19 protein-coding genes are annotated in these 16,518 nt (G+C 34.4%); 18 read left to right on the top strand and 1 reads right to left on the bottom strand.

All coding sequences use genetic code 11. The annotated features are described in order from the left end of the window. Positions 1-498: 498 nt before the first annotated feature. The 18 genes from WBF61_RS08720 (at position 499) to WBF61_RS08635 (ending at position 16,321) form a co-directional block, all read left to right on the top strand. Positions 499-834, top strand: a complete 336-nt coding sequence (locus WBF61_RS08720; RefSeq protein WP_424255711.1) for a DUF2187 domain-containing protein — start codon at positions 499-501, stop codon at positions 832-834. 419 nt (positions 835-1,253) lie between these two features. Continuing rightward, on the top strand, positions 1,254-1,643 hold the full coding sequence (locus tag WBF61_RS08715) for a MarR family winged helix-turn-helix transcriptional regulator (RefSeq protein ID WP_424255714.1): 390 nt from the start codon (positions 1,254-1,256) through the stop codon (positions 1,641-1,643). A gap of 17 nt (positions 1,644-1,660) precedes the next feature. Further along, complete coding sequence (locus WBF61_RS08710) at positions 1,661-2,635, top strand: beta-ketoacyl-ACP synthase III (RefSeq protein ID WP_424255710.1); 975 nt, start codon at positions 1,661-1,663, stop codon at positions 2,633-2,635. A gap of 71 nt (positions 2,636-2,706) precedes the next feature. Next, on the top strand, positions 2,707-2,934 hold the full coding sequence (locus WBF61_RS08705) for an acyl carrier protein (protein WP_424255708.1): 228 nt from the start codon (positions 2,707-2,709) through the stop codon (positions 2,932-2,934). Between the two features lie 31 nt (positions 2,935-2,965). Further along, entirely contained in the window at positions 2,966-3,931 is a 966-nt protein-coding gene (gene fabK / locus WBF61_RS08700; protein ID WP_424255706.1) for an enoyl-[acyl-carrier-protein] reductase FabK, read from the top strand. Positions 3,932-4,089: 158 nt separating this feature from the next. Next, a complete protein-coding gene (gene fabD, locus WBF61_RS08695) occupies positions 4,090-5,022 on the top strand; it encodes an ACP S-malonyltransferase (protein WP_424255705.1) in 933 nt (310 codons plus the stop codon). A gap of 58 nt (positions 5,023-5,080) precedes the next feature. After that, the gene (fabG, locus tag WBF61_RS08690) at positions 5,081-5,818 is read left to right on the top strand and encodes a 3-oxoacyl-[acyl-carrier-protein] reductase (RefSeq protein WP_424255703.1); all 738 of its coding nucleotides are present in this window, start codon (positions 5,081-5,083) and stop codon (positions 5,816-5,818) included. A gap of 16 nt (positions 5,819-5,834) precedes the next feature. Next, positions 5,835-7,079, top strand: a complete 1,245-nt coding sequence (gene fabF / locus WBF61_RS08685) for a beta-ketoacyl-ACP synthase II (RefSeq protein ID WP_424255702.1) — start codon at positions 5,835-5,837, stop codon at positions 7,077-7,079. Further along, positions 7,079-7,573, top strand: a complete 495-nt coding sequence (gene accB, locus WBF61_RS08680; protein WP_424255701.1) for an acetyl-CoA carboxylase biotin carboxyl carrier protein — start codon at positions 7,079-7,081, stop codon at positions 7,571-7,573. Before fabF ends, accB begins: the two co-directional genes overlap by 1 nt. Before the next feature lie 14 nt (positions 7,574-7,587). Further along, positions 7,588-8,019 carry a 3-hydroxyacyl-ACP dehydratase FabZ gene (fabZ, locus tag WBF61_RS08675; RefSeq protein ID WP_424255699.1) on the top strand — a complete coding sequence of 144 codons (432 nt, stop codon included), beginning with the start codon at positions 7,588-7,590 and terminating at the stop codon, positions 8,017-8,019. 4 nt (positions 8,020-8,023) lie between these two features. Further along, positions 8,024-9,391 (top strand): acetyl-CoA carboxylase biotin carboxylase subunit, encoded by a 1,368-nt coding sequence (locus WBF61_RS08670; protein ID WP_424255698.1) that lies wholly within the window; start codon positions 8,024-8,026, stop codon positions 9,389-9,391. A gap of 31 nt (positions 9,392-9,422) precedes the next feature. Next, on the top strand, positions 9,423-10,271 hold the full coding sequence (gene accD, locus WBF61_RS08665; RefSeq protein ID WP_424255696.1) for an acetyl-CoA carboxylase, carboxyltransferase subunit beta: 849 nt from the start codon (positions 9,423-9,425) through the stop codon (positions 10,269-10,271). A gap of 45 nt (positions 10,272-10,316) precedes the next feature. Continuing rightward, entirely contained in the window at positions 10,317-11,099 is a 783-nt protein-coding gene (locus WBF61_RS08660; RefSeq protein ID WP_424255694.1) for an acetyl-CoA carboxylase carboxyl transferase subunit alpha, read from the top strand. A gap of 178 nt (positions 11,100-11,277) precedes the next feature. After that, positions 11,278-12,234: a tetratricopeptide repeat protein gene (locus tag WBF61_RS08655; RefSeq protein WP_424255692.1), complete on the top strand. Its 957-nt coding sequence runs from the start codon at positions 11,278-11,280 to the stop codon at positions 12,232-12,234. Positions 12,235-12,366: 132 nt separating this feature from the next. Continuing rightward, entirely contained in the window at positions 12,367-13,647 is a 1,281-nt protein-coding gene (gene tig, locus WBF61_RS08650; protein WP_424255690.1) for a trigger factor, read from the top strand. A gap of 232 nt (positions 13,648-13,879) precedes the next feature. Continuing rightward, entirely contained in the window at positions 13,880-15,124 is a 1,245-nt protein-coding gene (gene clpX, locus WBF61_RS08645) for an ATP-dependent Clp protease ATP-binding subunit ClpX (protein WP_424255688.1), read from the top strand. A 231-nt stretch (positions 15,125-15,355) separates the two neighbouring features. Next, a complete protein-coding gene (gene yihA, locus WBF61_RS08640) occupies positions 15,356-15,949 on the top strand; it encodes a ribosome biogenesis GTP-binding protein YihA/YsxC (RefSeq protein WP_424255686.1) in 594 nt (197 codons plus the stop codon). Between the two features lie 54 nt (positions 15,950-16,003). Further along, positions 16,004-16,321 carry a nucleoside triphosphate pyrophosphohydrolase family protein gene (locus WBF61_RS08635; protein WP_424255684.1) on the top strand — a complete coding sequence of 106 codons (318 nt, stop codon included), beginning with the start codon at positions 16,004-16,006 and terminating at the stop codon, positions 16,319-16,321. Between the two features lie 43 nt (positions 16,322-16,364). Here WBF61_RS08635 and WBF61_RS08630 read toward each other — a convergent pair whose 3' ends face one another. Then, positions 16,365-16,511 (bottom strand): hypothetical protein, encoded by a 147-nt coding sequence (locus WBF61_RS08630; RefSeq protein WP_424255683.1) that lies wholly within the window; start codon positions 16,509-16,511, stop codon positions 16,365-16,367. Positions 16,512-16,518: the final 7 nt, after the last annotated feature.

The following is a 16,518-nucleotide window of genomic DNA, read 5'->3' as shown; positions in this document are numbered from 1 at the left end:
TATTGTAGTGAAAAGAAGGACAAGGTACAATGTCTTCTTTTCTAGGGTCAAAATAAGGCTCTAGTACTATTCAGTGATTCTATTTCAGTAAAAAACTGGATCATTGGAAAAATTAATAATGTGGCGAAGTTCCTTAAATAGAACAAGTCAATAAAAAAGTATGGGAATAGAAGATAACCTCTCATGCGTTCCAACTATTTAGAAGTATAAAAAGGGACTAGCTACAAAATAAGGAGAGAGGCTTGATTGTTAAGCCTTTCTTTTTTTGATTCAATTTAAAGATAAACGTAAAGATAAACTATATATATAGTGCTAAAATAAACCTACTAATAGAAACATCAAGTGATATTTTTTTGTGAAAAACTCATAGATAGAAGCTGTTTTGAGAATTGATTAGACGTTTATTTCATTTTGATGAGAAATGTGGTATGATAGATAAGCAAACTAATTAAGCTAAGGGTCACGTTTTTTTAGAAAGAAAGAAATGAGGGAATTTAAGTGGGAGAAAAAATAACCAAAGAAATTCAATCGTTAGTTGAGGTTGAGTTACGTAAGGGAGCAAGCAAATCTAGAATTGCAACTCTTTTAGGAGTACCATATGATGAAGCAAACGAGATTATTGATGAGATTAAAGCTTCATTTAGACCAGACTTAGGCGATAAAATCATTTTCTTATTTAGAGATGAAAAAATGGCAGGGACTATTATAAAACTATTAAACAATAGCGCTGTTGTTGAGATTTATTGGGAAAAGTCATCGGAAAAGATGAAAGACATCATGGAATCGAAAACAATTGTTAATTTTAAAGATATTGTTGAATTTATCCATAATTAAGAATAAAAATAGACTTAAAAGATTAGGACAAAATGTCTTAATCTTTTTTTGTGTTTTATGAGAAAAATTTACGGAAAAATTAATCCTAAAAAAAATTAGTATCGAAATAAAATACCTAAGAGTAAATATATTTTTACCCAGCATACTATTAAGTTGTTTAGGATTACAAATCCTTTAATGACGGGGTTAATTTTATTTTTAGCAGTAGATAGCTACTTGGAAAGAAGGAGATTTATAAAATAACTTTCTTATTTTTCTTGACAGTTCATAATTTTAATAATATAGTTTGATAGTCAAATAGTTTGATGTTCAAAGTAATATTTCAGTGAGTAAAATAAAGGAACGGAGGAGCTGGTGTGGACAAAGTATTAGAGCATGAAATAAATGCTTACTTAATTACAATATTCAATGAAATTATAATGATTGAAGAAAATGCTCTTCAAGGGAGCACATTTAATGATCTTTCAATTAAAGAAATGCATACGATTGAAGCCATAGGAATGGATCAAGTTAATACAACTTCCGAAGTTGCCAAAAAACTGACCATTACTGCTGGAACACTAACGGTTTCTGTTAATAATCTTGTGAAAAAGGGATATGTTGAACGAATCAGAAGTGAAAAAGATCGTCGGGTTGTTCGATTAGGACTTACGAAAAAAGGAAGACTTCTTTATCGCTTACATGATAAATTTCATCGTAACATGGTTAACGAAACCATCACCGGGATGGAACGAAAAGAAGCCGAAATATTAATTAAAGGTTTAAGAAATCTGCATGGTTTTCTGGACGAAATAAAAAATAATTTATAAGAACAGAGTTGAACTGGATGCAAGCAAAAATTATTAGTACAGGGAGTTATCTTCCTAAAAAGACTATTTCTAACGCGCAGTTGGAAAGCTTAATGGATACAAGCGATGACTGGATTAAAACAAGAACAGGAATTGAAAATAGGCGAATAAGTGAATCTGAGAATACTTCAGTTCTCTGTGGAAAAGCTGCTTTAGATATTCTTAAAAAAGCTAACATATCAGCGAGTAAAATTGATTTGATTATCGTTGCGACAATGTCTCCAGATTACTTAAGTCCTTCAACTGCTTGTTTGGTTCAAGATTACATTGGAGCAAGTAAGAGTATGGCATTCGATTTAAGTGCAGCTTGTTCTGGTTTTATCTATGCTTTATCAGTAGCTGAAAAGATGTTAAGCAGTGGGAATTTTCATTATGCTCTAGTTTTAGGTGGCGAGGTCATGTCAAAGATGATTGATTGGAATGATCGAAGCACCGCTGTTTTATTCGGTGACGGAGCAGGAGGCGTACTGTTAGAGAGTACGGATTCGATAGGTAGTTTTATATCAGAAGATATCCATTCAGATGGAAGTCGAGGCTTAGCTTTGACAGCAGGAGCATTACCAGTAACTAATCCCTACAGTGAAAATCACTTAACGGATACCTATTTAGAAATGGAAGGTAGAGCTATATTCGATTTTGCGACACGTAGTGTACCGAAAAGTATTGAAGCAGTCGTTGACAAGGCATCACTAACTTTGTCAGATATTGATCGAATTTTACCACATCAAGCTAATTCGCGTATTATCCAATCGATGGCTAAAAAACTTAAAATTCCTTTTGAAACATTTGCATTAAATATTTCTGATTATGGAAATACTTCTGCAGCAAGTATTCCAATTTTACTTGACGAACTTGTTTTGTCTGGTGATTTGGTTCTGGGAACAGGTAAAAAAATAATATTAACTGGATTTGGTGGGGGACTCACGTGGGGATCAATGCTAATCCGAATTTAACAAAAGTAATAATAAGCCTGCTTAGGCTATAAAAGTAAGCAAAAAAATTAAATTATATGGAGGAAACCAAAATGACATTCGAAAAAATTCAAGCAATTATCGTGGATCAATTAGACAAAGAAGAAGAGGAAGTACAATTAACAACTAATTTCCGTGAGGATCTAGAAGCTGATAGTTTAGATTTATTCCAAATTATTAATGATATTGAAGATGAATTTGATATCAAAATTGAATCTGAAGAAGGCTTAAATACTGTTCAAGATATCGTATCATTTGTAGAGACAGAATTAGCTAAATAATTAAGAGACAATTAGAAAGTAGGAATACTGTATGCAATCTGAATTAATTGAAAAACTTGGTATTAAATATCCTATTATCCAAGGTGCAATGTCTTGGGTTGCAGACCCAAGTCTAGTAAGTGCAGTATCAAATGCAGGTGGATTAGGCGTTTTAGCTTGTGGACATGCCGATGTAGAGACTGTTCGTGAATTGATTGCTGAAACAAAAAGATTAACAGATAAACCTTTTGGTATAAATGTTTTACTTCTTTCACCTCACGTAGATGGAGTTGTAAAGTTAGTTTGCGAAGAGAAGATAAGAGTCGTTACCACAGGTGCGGGTAGTCCAGGAAGATACATGGAACAATTCAAAGCTGCAGGTACTGTTGTTATCCCTGTAGTAGCTTCTGTTGCTCTAGCTAGAAGAATGCAACAAGAAGGTGCAGATGCTGTTATCTGTGAAGGAATGGAAGCCGGTGGTCATATCGGTAAGACAACGACTATGAATCTTGTTCCTCAAGTGGTTGATCAAGTATCTATACCAGTAATTGCAGCTGGTGGTATTGCTGATGGACGAGGAGTAGCAGCTGTGATGGCTTTAGGTGCATCTGCAGCTCAGTTAGGAACGAGATTTGTTGTTGCTTATGAGTGTAACGCACATAAGAACTTTAAAGATTTCATCCTAAAAGCAAAAGATATTGATACTGTCGTAACCGGATTAATTACAGGACATCCAGTAAGAGTACTACGCAATAAATTGACTAGAGAATATTTAAAAGTAGAAAAATCTATCACTAGTGATGAAAACCCAGACTTGTCTCTTTTAGAAGCATTAGGAAAAGGAGCTTTGAAGAGGGCAGTAGTAGATGGGGATAAAGTGAATGGTTCATTTATGTCTGGACAAAGTGCTGGACTAGTTAAAAAAGAACAAAGTTGTGAAGCAATCATACATGAGTTGATGGATGAATATAAAATGGTTATAAAAAACCAAGCGGATCAATTAGGACTTTTAAAATAAGTAAGTATGAACATGAATGAAAATATCAGAAAGCTGAAAGAAGTTCCTATTGGCTTCCAAGGATTTCTGATATTTTTTTATAATTTTTGTGAAAATGATAGAAGGTAAGTGATTTAGCTTCGTTTTTTATAAAAAGATAAAAAGTTAGGAGTCTTACGATGAAGATTGCATTTGTATATAGTGGTCAAGGTGCCCAATATTCAGGAATGGGACAAGAACTCTATGAGGAATATGAAATAGTAAGAAACGTCTTTGATGAAGCTAGTGTAGCTCTAGATATGGATATGGCAGCACTTTGTTTTGAAGAAAATGACTTGCTTAACAAAACAACGTATACTCAACCAGCAATCTTAACTCTTAGTTTAGCAATTGATGGTTTGTTAAAAGAAAAAGGAATAGTACCAGAAGTGGTAGCTGGTCTTAGTCTTGGAGAGTATAGTGCTTTTGTCAAAGCTGGAGTGCTAGATTTTCAGACAGCTGTCAAACTGGTTAAAAAAAGAGGACAGTATATGACAGAGGCTGTTCCTGAAGGTCTAGGTGCTATGAGTGCAATAATGGGACTAGATCGCGACACGATTGTAGAAGCATGTGAACAAGCGAGTGATTTAGGCGTTGTGTCTCCTGCAAATTATAATATGCCAGGACAAATTGCGATAGCTGGCATAAAAGAAGCTGTCGAAAAAGCCGGAAAACTTTTACTTGAAAAAGGTGCAAAACGAGTTGTTTCACTCCAAGTAAGTGGACCTTTCCATACTTCTTTGCTTGCTCCAGCAGCAGAACAATTGGCAAAAGAAATTGAAGACATAACAATTAATGATCCGATACTAACAATTGTAAGCAACACAACAGCTAAAGAATTTTTATCTAAAGAAGAAATTGCTGAAATTATGGTAAAACAAGTCATGTCTCCAGTTTATTGGGAAGACAGCGTTAGAAAAATGATTGATTTAGGTGTAGATACATTTATTGAAGTTGGCCCTGGCAAAACGCTAAGTAGTTTTATTAAAAAAATTGATAAATCTGTAACTACTATGAATGTAGAAAATAAAAAAACTTTAGAAAAAACACTAACTAAATTAGCGACACATTAAAATGGCTGGAATTCTTCAAAGCAGTCCAGTCATTATCTTAAAAAAAAGGAATGAGTACATGACGACAGAAAATAAAACAGTTATCGTTACTGGCAGTTCAAGAGGGATTGGTAAAGCGATTGCGCTAGCTTTTGCAAAAACGGGTGCAAACATTGTTTTAAATGGTCGTAATCCTATCCCTTCTGAATTGATTACAGAAATTGAGTCTTATGGAGCAAAAGTTCATACTATTTTAGGCGATATGAGTGATTTTGATAAAGCGAAACAGTTGATTGATGAAACTAAAGAAGTTTTTGGTAGTGTTGATGTTTTGGTTAATAACGCTGGAATTACGAATGATAAACTATTAATGCGTATGTCTGAGGATGATTTTGATCAAACCCTTTCAGTGAATTTAAAAGGAACTTTTAATACCATCCGTCATGCAACTAAAGTCATGTTAAAACAACGAAGCGGTACGATTATTAATATGTCTAGTGTAGTCGGTTTAGTAGGGAATGTTGGTCAAGCTAACTATGCTGCTAGTAAAGCAGGTGTTATCGGCTTAACAAAATCAGCTGCTAGAGAATTAGCTGCTAGAGGAATTACAGTGAATGCTATTGCACCAGGATTTATTGAAACTGAAATGACAGATGTCCTATCAGATAAAATGAAAGAGGCAGCAGTTGGGCAAGTTCCGTTAAAACGTTTCGGGAATGTTGATGACGTTGCTCGTGTAGCAGTATTTTTAAGCGAAAACAACTATATTACCGGTCAAGTGATTAATGTTGATGGTGGTATGGTAATGAATGGTTAGAAAAGGAGACTTTATAATGACGAATCGTGTAGTAATTACAGGAATGGGTGCAGTTACCCCGTTAGGCAATACTGTTGATGAGTTTTGGAATGGTTTAAAAGAAGGTAAAAATGGAATTGGACCAATTACGAAGTTTGATGCAACTGAAACAGGTATAAGTGTTGCTGGTGAATTAAAAGACTTTGATCCGACAAACTATATGCCTCGTAAAATCGCTAAAAGAATGGATGACTTTTCTAAATATGGTGTCGCTGCCGCTGTACAAGCTGTTGAAATGAGTGGGATTGATACAGAAAAAACGGACATGGATCGTTTTGGAGTCATCGTAGGTTCTGGTATAGGTGGACTAAATGCTATGCAAGAACAAATTATAAAAATGCACGATAAAGGACCGCAACGGGTGGCACCACTTTTCGTTCCAATGGCAATAGGTAACATGGTTGCAGGTAATATTTCAATTGCAATTGGTACTAAAGGGATTAACACGTCTATTGTGACAGCTTGTGCTTCAGGAAATAACTCTATTGGAGAAGCTTATCGCAATATCAAACATGGTTACTCGGATGTTATTCTAGCAGGTGGAGCAGAAGGAACAATTGATGAAATTGGTATTTCTGGTTTTGCTGCATTAACAGCTCTTTCTACTAGTACAGACCCTGATCGTGCATCTATCCCCTTTGACAAAGAACGCTCTGGTTTTGTAATGGGCGAAGGAGCTGGGGTTGTGATGTTAGAAAGCCTAGACCATGCACTTGAAAGAAACGCAACAATATATGGGGAAATTGTTGGATATGGTTCAACAGGAGACGGTTATCATATGACTGCACCAACACCTGATGGCAGTGGTGCTGGAAAAGCGATGATAAATGCTATGCAAGAAGCGGGTATTACACCAGAAACTGTTGGTTATGTAAATGCTCATGGAACTGGAACACCAGCCAATGATTCTGCTGAAACAATGGCGATTAAATATGCATTCGGCGAAGAGCTAGCTAAGAATGTTGCGATTTCAAGTACTAAAAGTATGACAGGACATTTATTAGGTGCTGCTGGCGCAATCGAAGCAATCGCATGTATTAAAGCACTTCAAGAAGGTTTTTTACCTCCAACAATCGGATTAGAAGTCCAAGACGAAGCATGTGAGTTGGATTATGTACCAGGAGTTGGTAGAAAAACTGAAACGAAGTATGCTTTAAATAACTCATTAGGATTCGGTGGCCATAATGCGGTCACTTGTTTCAAAAAATGGGAGGGTAAATAATGGATTTTAATCAAGTTAAAGAACTTCTTGCATTGGTTGATCATTCTGATTTAACAGAATTTGATTTACAAATGGATAATATTTCAATGCGAATGAGCAAAAATACAACTAGTACACAACATGCGAACCATTCTAATGAACCTAAAAGTTTAATTGAGGCTACTCCCATTAAGAAAAATGATCCTATTAAATCAGGAGCTTCTCTACAAAAAGATGAAGTAGTTGTTCCAAATAAATCTGAAACAGAAGCAATAAAAGAAGGACACGTTATCCAATCACCATTAGTTGGTGTAACGTATATGTCTTCTGCTCCAGACCAACCTGCTTTCAAAAAAATTGGAGATGCTGTTTCAGTTGGAGATGTTCTTTGTATTGTTGAGGCAATGAAGTTAATGAATGAAATCAAAAGTGAAGTTGAAGGAACGATTGCAGAAGTTTACGTAGAAGATGAGCAGGTTGTTGAATACAACCAACCATTATTTAGAATTATATAGGAGGAATACAAAACATGACTAAATTAAATATCGCAGAAATCCAGGCTTTGATTCCAAACCGTTACCCAATCTATTTTATCGATCGTGTAGATGAGATGACACCAGGAGAACACGTTACAGCCTTAAAAAATGTAACAATTAACGAAGAAATCTTTCAAGGACATTTCCCGGGAGAACCAGTTTTACCTGGTGTTTATATTCTAGAAGCATTAGCACAAGCTGGTTCTATTCCATTGTTAACTTTAGACAGATTTAAAGGACAAACAGCTTACCTAGGTGGAATGAATAAAGTGAAATTCCGTAAAAAAGTTGTTCCTGGAGACCAATTGGTATTAGTGGTAGATATTGTTAAATTAAAAGATTATGCAGGTATCGGCAAAGGTGTAGCATACGTTGATGGAAAAAAAGTTTGTGAAGCTGAATTAACGTTCATCATAGGAAGATAAGTATATGTTTAAAAAGATATTAATAGCAAACCGTGGGGAAATAGCTGTTCGAATCATTAGAGCTTGTCGTGAACTGGGTATTCAAACAGTAGCTGTTTATTCAGAAGCCGACCGTGATGCGTTGCACATGCAATTGGCTGATGAAGCTATTTGTATAGGACCAGCAAAAGCGACCGATTCTTATCTTAATATGCAAAGTATCTTAAGTGCTGCAGATGTAACCAACTCACAAGCAATTCATCCTGGATTTGGTTTCTTATCAGAAAACAGCACATTTGCTACAATGTGTAAAGAAATGAATGTGGCTTTTATTGGACCAGATGCTGATACAATTGAGCAAATGGGAAATAAATCTAATGCAAGAGATCTAATGATTCAAGCAGGCGTTCCGGTTATTCCTGGAAGTGATGGCTTTATCACCGATACTGATAAAGCAAAAGCACTTGCAGATGAGTTAGGTTATCCAGTGATGTTGAAAGCTGCTGCTGGAGGCGGTGGAAAAGGTATAAGAAAAGTGTATAAAAGTGAGGAACTAAATGCTGCTTTTAACAGTGCTAAAAGTGAAGCTAAGGCAGCATTTGGAGACGACCGTATGTACATGGAGAAAATAATTGAACATGCACGTCATATTGAAGTTCAGATACTAGCTGATCACCATGGTAATGTTATCCACTTAGGAGAAAGAGATTGTTCATTGCAACGTAATAATCAAAAAGTAATTGAAGAATGTCCTTCTGTTGCAATCAGCGAAGACCAACGCAAAAGTTTAGGAGAGATTGCTGTTCGTGCCGCAAAATTTGTTGGATATAAAAACGCTGGAACAATTGAGTTTTTATTAGATCAGTCTGGGAATTTTTACTTTATGGAAATGAATACTCGTATCCAAGTAGAACATCCTGTTACAGAAATGGCAACAGAAATTGATATAGTGAAAGAACAATTGACGATTGCTAGCGGCAATAAACTGAAAATCAAACAAAAAGACGTAAAAATTACTGGACATACAATTGAATGCCGGATAAACGCTGAAAACCCAGCATTTAATTTTGCACCTTCTCCAGGCAAGATTACTTATTTAATGATGCCTAGTGGTGGGAATGGTTTAAGAGTAGAAAGTGCAATGTTTGCAGGTTATGTCATTCCGCCGTATTATGATGCTATGGTTGCTAAAATTATTACTAAAGGTGCTGACCGCGCTGAAGCTATTGCAAAAATGAAACGTGCATTAGGAGAATTGGTTATTGAAGGAATCATAAGCAACCAATTCTTCCAAGAAGATTTATTGGCAGATGAACGTTTTGTCACTGGATCATATGATACTAGTTTCTTACAAGATACCTTTCTTAAAGAATGGAAACCGCGTGTCGAATAATAATCCGTTAAGTGAATAAAGAGGTGAGAAAGTGAGATTGTTTAAGAAAAGAGCTTTTATCCCTATTACTAAAAGTTCACGATTAGAAGATGAAAAAGATGCTGCAAAAGTACCAGAAGGAATGTTTACACAATGTCCAAATTGTAAACGATCCATCTATGGAAAAGATTTAGGGTCCGAAAAGATATGCCCAGAATGTGGGTATACTTTTAGAATAGACGCTAAAAAACGAATTGAATTAACAGTAGATGAAGGAACTTTTGAAGAATGGAATTTAGATATTGCTTTTAAAAACCCTCTTGATTTTCCAAGTTATGAAGAAAAAATTAAAAATATGCAAACTAAAACTAATTTGCACGAAGCAGTTGTTACGGGTAAAGCTTCAATTAAAGGTCTTGAAACAGCCATTTGTGTAATGGACTCGAGTTTTATTATGGGCAGCATGGGAAGTGTTGTAGGAGAAAAAATTACTAGAACACTAGAACAAGCAACAAAAGAAAAGCTACCAATCATTATTTTTACAGCTTCAGGCGGCGCTCGCATGCAAGAAGGTATTTTATCTTTGATGCAAATGGCTAAGATTAGTGCGGCAGTAGCACGCCACAGTGAAGAAGGATTATTGTATATTACTGTCCTAACTGATCCAACTACTGGTGGGGTGACTGCTAGTTTTGCTATGCAGGGTGATATTATTCTATCAGAGCCTAGAGCACTAGTCGGTTTTGCTGGAAGACGAGTAATTGAACAAACAATTAAAGAAACTTTGCCAGATGACTTCCAATTAGCAGAGTCTGTATTGAAGAATGGCTTTATTGATAAAATCGTTCCAAGAGTAGAACTTAGAGAAACGTTAGGACTACTTTTAAAATTTCATCAGTAACGTTAACTATCTGAAAGAGAATTTGTATAGAAGAAGGTGAAACAATTGAGTGAAGCAAGTGAAATTGTGGTTCTATCTCGAAAAACATCTCGATTGACAGCTTTAGAAATCTTTGAAGAAATTTTCGAGAATTTTATAGAGTTTCATGGGGATCGCTCGTTTCGTGATGACAAAGCCATTGTAGGTGGAATTGCTACATTAAATGGACAACCTATTACTGTTATTGGGAATCAAAAGGGTCATGAATTAACAGAAAACATTGAGCGTAATTTTGGTTCGCCACATCCTGAGGGGTACCGAAAAGCCTTACGATTAATGAAACAAGCTGAAAAATTTAAAAGACCAGTTGTAACGTTTATCAATACTTCAGGTGCTTATTGCGGTGTAGAAGCTGAAGAACGTGGTCAAGGAGAAGCAATCGCTCGAAACTTAATGGAAATGAGTCAATTAAAAGTTCCAATCATTTCTATTATTATTGGAGAAGGAGGCAGTGGTGGAGCATTGGCTTTGGCAATGGGAAATCAAGTTTGGATGATGGAACATACGATGTATTCTATTCTTTCACCAGAAGGCTTCTCTTCTATTTTATGGAAAGACGCTTCAAAAGCTGATGAGGCTGCTGAAATAATGAAGTTAACAGCTACCGATTTACTTGGTTTATCAATCATTGATCAGATTATTCCAGAAACAAATCAAAATGGTTTACTTGATAATGATACAATATTAAAAAATCTAAAAGCGCAATTAGTAAAGACGCTTGATGATTTAACTTCTAAATCTTCTAATGATTTAATTGAAGAAAGATACCAGCGATTTAGAAAATATTAAAACACACACATCCTGCTTAGTAGAAGACTTTCACCTTGAATGATTTAAGGCAAAGTTATCTAGTTAATGAGGGTGTGTTTTTTTACATACAGATAATTAGCCTATTACACCATTTCAACCTATGTTACACTGAACAAAAGCAACACAAAGAGTAGTGATAAAAGAATGGGTGAATAATATGGGCAAAAAAATTGAATTTCCTAAAAATTATGAGACATATATCAATAAAGGTCTTGAATTTTTTGAATTGGGAAACATGGAAGAAGCAGCAATGTATTTTGAAGAGGCTTATGCTATTAAACAAGAGCCAAGAATAAACTCATTTTATGCAACGGCACTTTATCAGAAAGGAGAGTATAAGAAAGCTAAAACGATAGCAGATAAAGAAATCGATTATTACACTAGTGAAGACAACTTAACTTTATTCTATGTGTCTATCCTTATTAAAGGACATTATTTTATTCAAGCAGAAAAAATAGTGAAAGATAAACTGTCTCAAACGAATGAGAATGATTTTAAATGGCATTCTCAATTTGAAAGATTAGAAAAAGAAAGAGCATTAGTCCAGATTCAAAATGAAAAGCATTATGAAACAATAATGAAAAATGTTTTTTCTATGGGGAATCAATCATTTGAAAAGCAAGCTGAAATTATTAAAAACGCTAAAGACTTACCATTGCCGCGATTTGTAAAAGCGGCTACGAGTCTATTAAGCAATCCATACGTTAATGGTATAGTGAAAACAACAGTAATAGAATTTCTTATGGAAAAAAATATAGAAAATACATTTAATTTAGAATGGTTTAATGAACAGCGAATAATAAAACCTATAGATATGCTATTAATAACGGAGACGAAGGCTGTTCAAGCCGTAGAACATATCTTAAAAGAAACAATTGAAAATAATGATCCCGTTTTATTTCAAGCGATTGTTCAAGAAGCAAACTTGCATTTTATGTTGTTGTATCCATTTATCGATGAAGTAATTGTCTCGCCAAAAGAATGGGTAGTTTTATATTTGAAAAGATATGATCAATTTCATGAATTTAAAACAGAAAAGACGGCGTCGATAGAATTGGAAATGATGGAAAAGTGGATGCAACGTCTAAATGATGAAATACAAACGTGGATTTAATTAAAAATATTAAGTAAAATGTAGTCTTTAGCCTGTTTGTATTTACAAAAATAAAGGTATAGTGTAAGATTAAGGAGTATGCAATTTTGAAAAGAATTGCCAAATAATAGACTGTTTCGGAGGGAAATATAAATGACTGCAAATTGGGAAAAAAAAGGCACTAATGATGGTGTATTAACATTTGAAATTTCAGAAGAAAAAATTAAAGAAGGTATGAATACTGCTTTTAATAAAGTGAGAGGTACTTTAAATGTACCAGGTTTCCGTAAAGGAAAAGTATCACGTCAAGTATTCAATAAAATGTATGGAGAAGCATCACTTTATGAAGATGCTTTGAATGCAGTATTACCAGAACAATACGAAGCAGCTCTTAAAGAAGCTGGAATCGAACCTGTTGATCAACCAAAAATTGATGTTAAATCAATGGAAGCTGGACAACCTTGGGTTATCGAAGCAATCGTTACTGTAAAACCAGAAGTAAAATTAGGCGAATATAAAGGCTTGACTGTTGATAAGCAAGATCGTGAAGTTACTGAAGCTGACGTTGAAGCTGAATTACAAGAAAAACGTGAACAACAAGCTGAACTTGTTTTAAAAGAAGAGGCAGCTGTTGAAGGCGATACTGTTGTTATTGATTTTGACGGTTCTAAAGATGGAGTCGCATTTGACGGTGGAAAAGGCGAGAATCATTCACTAGAAATTGGTTCAAACTCATTTATTCCAGGATTTGAAGAGCAATTAATTGGAGCTAAAGCTAACGATGAACTAGAAGTAACCGTTACTTTCCCTGAAGACTATCATGAAGAATCTTTAAAAGGTGCTGAAGCTGTATTTAAAGTAAAAGTACATGAAGTTAAAGCTAAAGAGTTACCTGAATTAGACGATGAATTTGCTAAAGATGTAGACGAAGAAGTTGAAACTTTAGCTGAATTAAAAGAAAAAATGATGAATAAGTTAGTTGAAGCAAAAAATGCTGCAGCGGATGAAGCTGTAGAAGAAGCAGCTATTCGTCAAGCAGTAGACAATGCAACAATCGAAGAATTACCAGGCTCAATGGTACATGATGAAGTTCACCGTCAAATGGATACATTCTTGAATGACATGCAACGCCAAGGTGTTTCTCCTGAAATGTATTACCAAATTACAGGTACTACAGAAGCAGATTTACACACACAAATGGAAAGCGATGCTGAGTTAAGAACTCGTACAAACTTAGTTCTTGAAGCTATTGTTGAAGCAGAAGCATTTGCACCATCTGACGAAGAAGTAGAAGCTGAAATTAAAGAATTAGCTGAACAATATGGAATGGAAGAAAAAGCTGTTCGCGCTGCTTTGACTCCTGACATGCTTAAGCATGACATTTCTATGAAAAAAGCAATTGATTTAATTACTTCTACATCAGTAGAAAAATAAATAACCTAGAATGAATTTAGTTAAAAAAATTGAAGGAAAGGACTTCAAAGGGTAAGTAACTTTTGGAGTCTTTTTCTTTATTACTATATAACACACTTAGTTTAGAGTTGGTTCTATGGATAAAAAAATTAGGTTATGCTATGATTATAAGAGTTTAAAACAGCTTATTGATGTTGAAACAATAGTGTATTGTTATGATAAGCATGAATGAGAATAGAGGTGGACAAAAAGTATGTTTATTGATGAAGAAACAAAAGGTCCTATAAATTGTTCATTTTGCGGAAAATCACAAGATCAAGTAAAAAAAATAGTGGCAGGTCCAGGAGTCTACATTTGTAATGAATGTATAGATTTATGTAAAGAAATTATTGATGAAGAGTTTAGTGATGCGGGTTACGGTGAGTTCTTAGAAGTTCCTAAACCACAAGAAATCAGAGGGATTCTGAATGATTACGTTATCGGCCAAGAACAAGCTAAAAAATCTCTTTCTGTAGCTGTATACAATCACTATAAGCGCATTAATCAAATGGATACACAAGTTGATGACGTTGAACTACAAAAAAGTAACATATGTTTAATTGGACCTACTGGTTCAGGAAAGACATTTTTAGCACAAAGTTTAGCACGTATTTTGAATGTTCCTTTTGCCATTGCTGATGCGACTAGTTTGACTGAAGCTGGATATGTTGGTGAGGATGTTGAAAATATTCTGCTTAAATTAATGCAAGCTGCTGATTTTGATGTAGAACGAGCTCAAAAAGGGATTATCTATATTGACGAAATTGACAAAATTGCACGTAAAGGTGAAAATGTTTCAATTACACGTGATGTTAGTGGAGAAGGTGTCCAACAAGCACTCTTAAAGATATTAGAGGGTACCGTTGCTAATATTCCGCCTCAAGGTGGAAGAAAGCACCCAAATCAAGAATTCATCCAATTAGATACTACAAATATTCTCTTCATCGTCGGTGGAGCCTTTGATGGAATTGAAACGATTGTTAAGAGTAGACTAGGGGAAAAGATTATAGGATTTGGCTCTTCTAAAAAAATTGCAAACCTTGATGAAAGTGTTATGCAAAAAATTATACCAGAAGATTTATTGAAATTTGGTTTGATACCAGAATTCATTGGACGCTTACCAGTAATGGCAGCTTTAGAAAAATTAACAGAAGATGATCTAGTTCATATTTTGACTAAACCTAAGAATGCATTAGAAAAGCAATACAAGAAACTGCTATTACTTGATGATGTAGAACTAGAGTTTGAGGAAACAGCTCTTAGAGAAATCGCTAAAAAAGCTATTGAACGTAACACTGGTGCTCGTGGATTAAGGTCAATCATTGAAAATATTATGTTAGAAATTATGTTTGACTTACCAAGTCGTCCTGAAATTGCGAAGTGTGTAATAACGGAAGAAACAGTTAGTGGAAGTGGTCTTCCAGATTTCTATAACGAAGATGGACAAAAGATTGATTAGTTTTAGTGAATAGTTAGTTACATCAACCTCCAAAGAGTAAGACTTTTTGGAGGTTGTTTAATTTTTAAATTAAGGAGACTAGTACATGTTGAGTTAGTCTAAAAATACGATACTCATTTACTATTATTTTAAGAATTAACCAATAGTAATGTAAAAAAAGAAAGGAATGATATTGATATCAATTTATGTTAGAATAATAAAAGAATTCAGATAAGAGATGGAGATAAAAATATGAAAGTTAATAAGGCAGATATTGTAATTAGCGCTGTTTCACCTGCTCAATACCCAAAAACTGGTTTACCTGAAGTTGCTTTAGCAGGACGATCAAACGTAGGTAAATCCTCTTTTATAAATACATTAATTAATAGAAAAGGTTTAGCACGTACATCAAGTAAACCTGGAAAAACGCAAACGCTAAATTACTATATTATTGAAGATAAATTTTATTTCGTTGATGTCCCTGGATACGGATATGCAAAAGTATCTAAAACAGAACGTGCAAAATGGGGAGAAATGTTAGAAACATACTTTACTCAAAGAGATCCTTTGAAAGTAACGTTATGTGTTATTGACTTTAGGCATCCAGCAACTGCTGATGACAAACAAATGTATCAATTTCTTAAGCATTTTGGTATCCCGATAATTGTTGTTGCAACAAAAGCGGATAAAATACCTAGAAGTAAATGGAATAAACATACGAAGATATCAAAAGAATCTCTTGGTTTTGATCCAGAAGATGACTTTGTTTTGTTTTCTTCAGAAACTGGCGAAGGTAAAGATGAGGCATGGAGATTAATAGAAGGTTATTTGAAAAAGAAAAAATAGACGTTTAGTTTGTTAAATAAAAAAATTTGTACAAATGAAAAAGGGGTTTTGTAAATGGAGTTTAACGAGTATCAAAAATTAGCAAGCCGCACTTTGTATGGAAATGAGCAAGTACTAACAAATTGTGCGTTAGGAGTAGCGAGTGAATCTGGTGAATTAGTAGATTTGATTAAAAAATATACCTTCCATGGACACGATTTAGATAAAAAAGAACTCGTTAAAGAAATGGGTGATGTTCTATGGTATTTATCTCAAATAGCAGAGTGGGCAGATATCCCATTTGAAGATGTAGCTATTCAGAATATTGATAAACTAAGAAAACGGTATCCAAATGGATTTTCAGAAGCAAAAAGCCGAGAACGAATGGAATAAAATAAAACAACTCTCTTTTCAATAAATTGAAAAGAGAGTTGTTTTATTTTATTTTATTATCCGTTTTAGTTTCATTTTTTTCATTTTCTTCTTTTAACACTTCTTTGGTCTTGATAGCTTCTTCTGGGTCAAGTACAAATTTAGAAAATAATTCATCTATACTCGTATCAGATTTAAATAATTGTCCCATAAAATAC

The organism is Carnobacterium sp. (genome assembly GCF_049673005.1).
Taxonomy (GTDB): domain Bacteria; phylum Bacillota; class Bacilli; order Lactobacillales; family Carnobacteriaceae; genus Carnobacterium_A.
The sequence above is the reverse complement of the archived record's forward strand: the minus strand, read 5'-3'. Positions and strand labels throughout refer to the sequence as shown.

Bases quoted from the DNA above. Each gene is read 5' to 3' on its own strand.
- WBF61_RS08710 (WP_424255710.1), top strand. From the start codon at position 1,661: ATGCAAGCAAAAATTATTAGTACAGGGAGTTATCTTCCTAAAAAGACT.
- accB (WP_424255701.1), top strand. From the start codon at position 7,079: ATGGATTTTAATCAAGTTAAAGAACTTCTTGCATTGGTTGATCATTCT.
- fabZ (WP_424255699.1), top strand. From the start codon at position 7,588: ATGACTAAATTAAATATCGCAGAAATCCAGGCTTTGATTCCAAACCGT.
- fabK (WP_424255706.1), top strand. From the start codon at position 2,966: ATGCAATCTGAATTAATTGAAAAACTTGGTATTAAATATCCTATTATC.
- fabF (WP_424255702.1), top strand. From the start codon at position 5,835: ATGACGAATCGTGTAGTAATTACAGGAATGGGTGCAGTTACCCCGTTA.
- tig (WP_424255690.1), top strand. From the start codon at position 12,367: ATGACTGCAAATTGGGAAAAAAAAGGCACTAATGATGGTGTATTAACA.
- WBF61_RS08670 (WP_424255698.1), top strand. From the start codon at position 8,024: ATGTTTAAAAAGATATTAATAGCAAACCGTGGGGAAATAGCTGTTCGA.
- clpX (WP_424255688.1), top strand. From the start codon at position 13,880: ATGTTTATTGATGAAGAAACAAAAGGTCCTATAAATTGTTCATTTTGC.
- WBF61_RS08715 (WP_424255714.1), top strand. From the start codon at position 1,254: ATGATTGAAGAAAATGCTCTTCAAGGGAGCACATTTAATGATCTTTCA.
- fabD (WP_424255705.1), top strand. From the start codon at position 4,090: ATGAAGATTGCATTTGTATATAGTGGTCAAGGTGCCCAATATTCAGGA.
- fabG (WP_424255703.1), top strand. From the start codon at position 5,081: ATGACGACAGAAAATAAAACAGTTATCGTTACTGGCAGTTCAAGAGGG.
- yihA (WP_424255686.1), top strand. From the start codon at position 15,356: ATGAAAGTTAATAAGGCAGATATTGTAATTAGCGCTGTTTCACCTGCT.
- WBF61_RS08630 (WP_424255683.1), bottom strand. From the start codon at position 16,511: ATGGGACAATTATTTAAATCTGATACGAGTATAGATGAATTATTTTCT.
- WBF61_RS08705 (WP_424255708.1), top strand. From the start codon at position 2,707: ATGACATTCGAAAAAATTCAAGCAATTATCGTGGATCAATTAGACAAA.
- WBF61_RS08655 (WP_424255692.1), top strand. From the start codon at position 11,278: ATGGGCAAAAAAATTGAATTTCCTAAAAATTATGAGACATATATCAAT.
- WBF61_RS08635 (WP_424255684.1), top strand. From the start codon at position 16,004: ATGGAGTTTAACGAGTATCAAAAATTAGCAAGCCGCACTTTGTATGGA.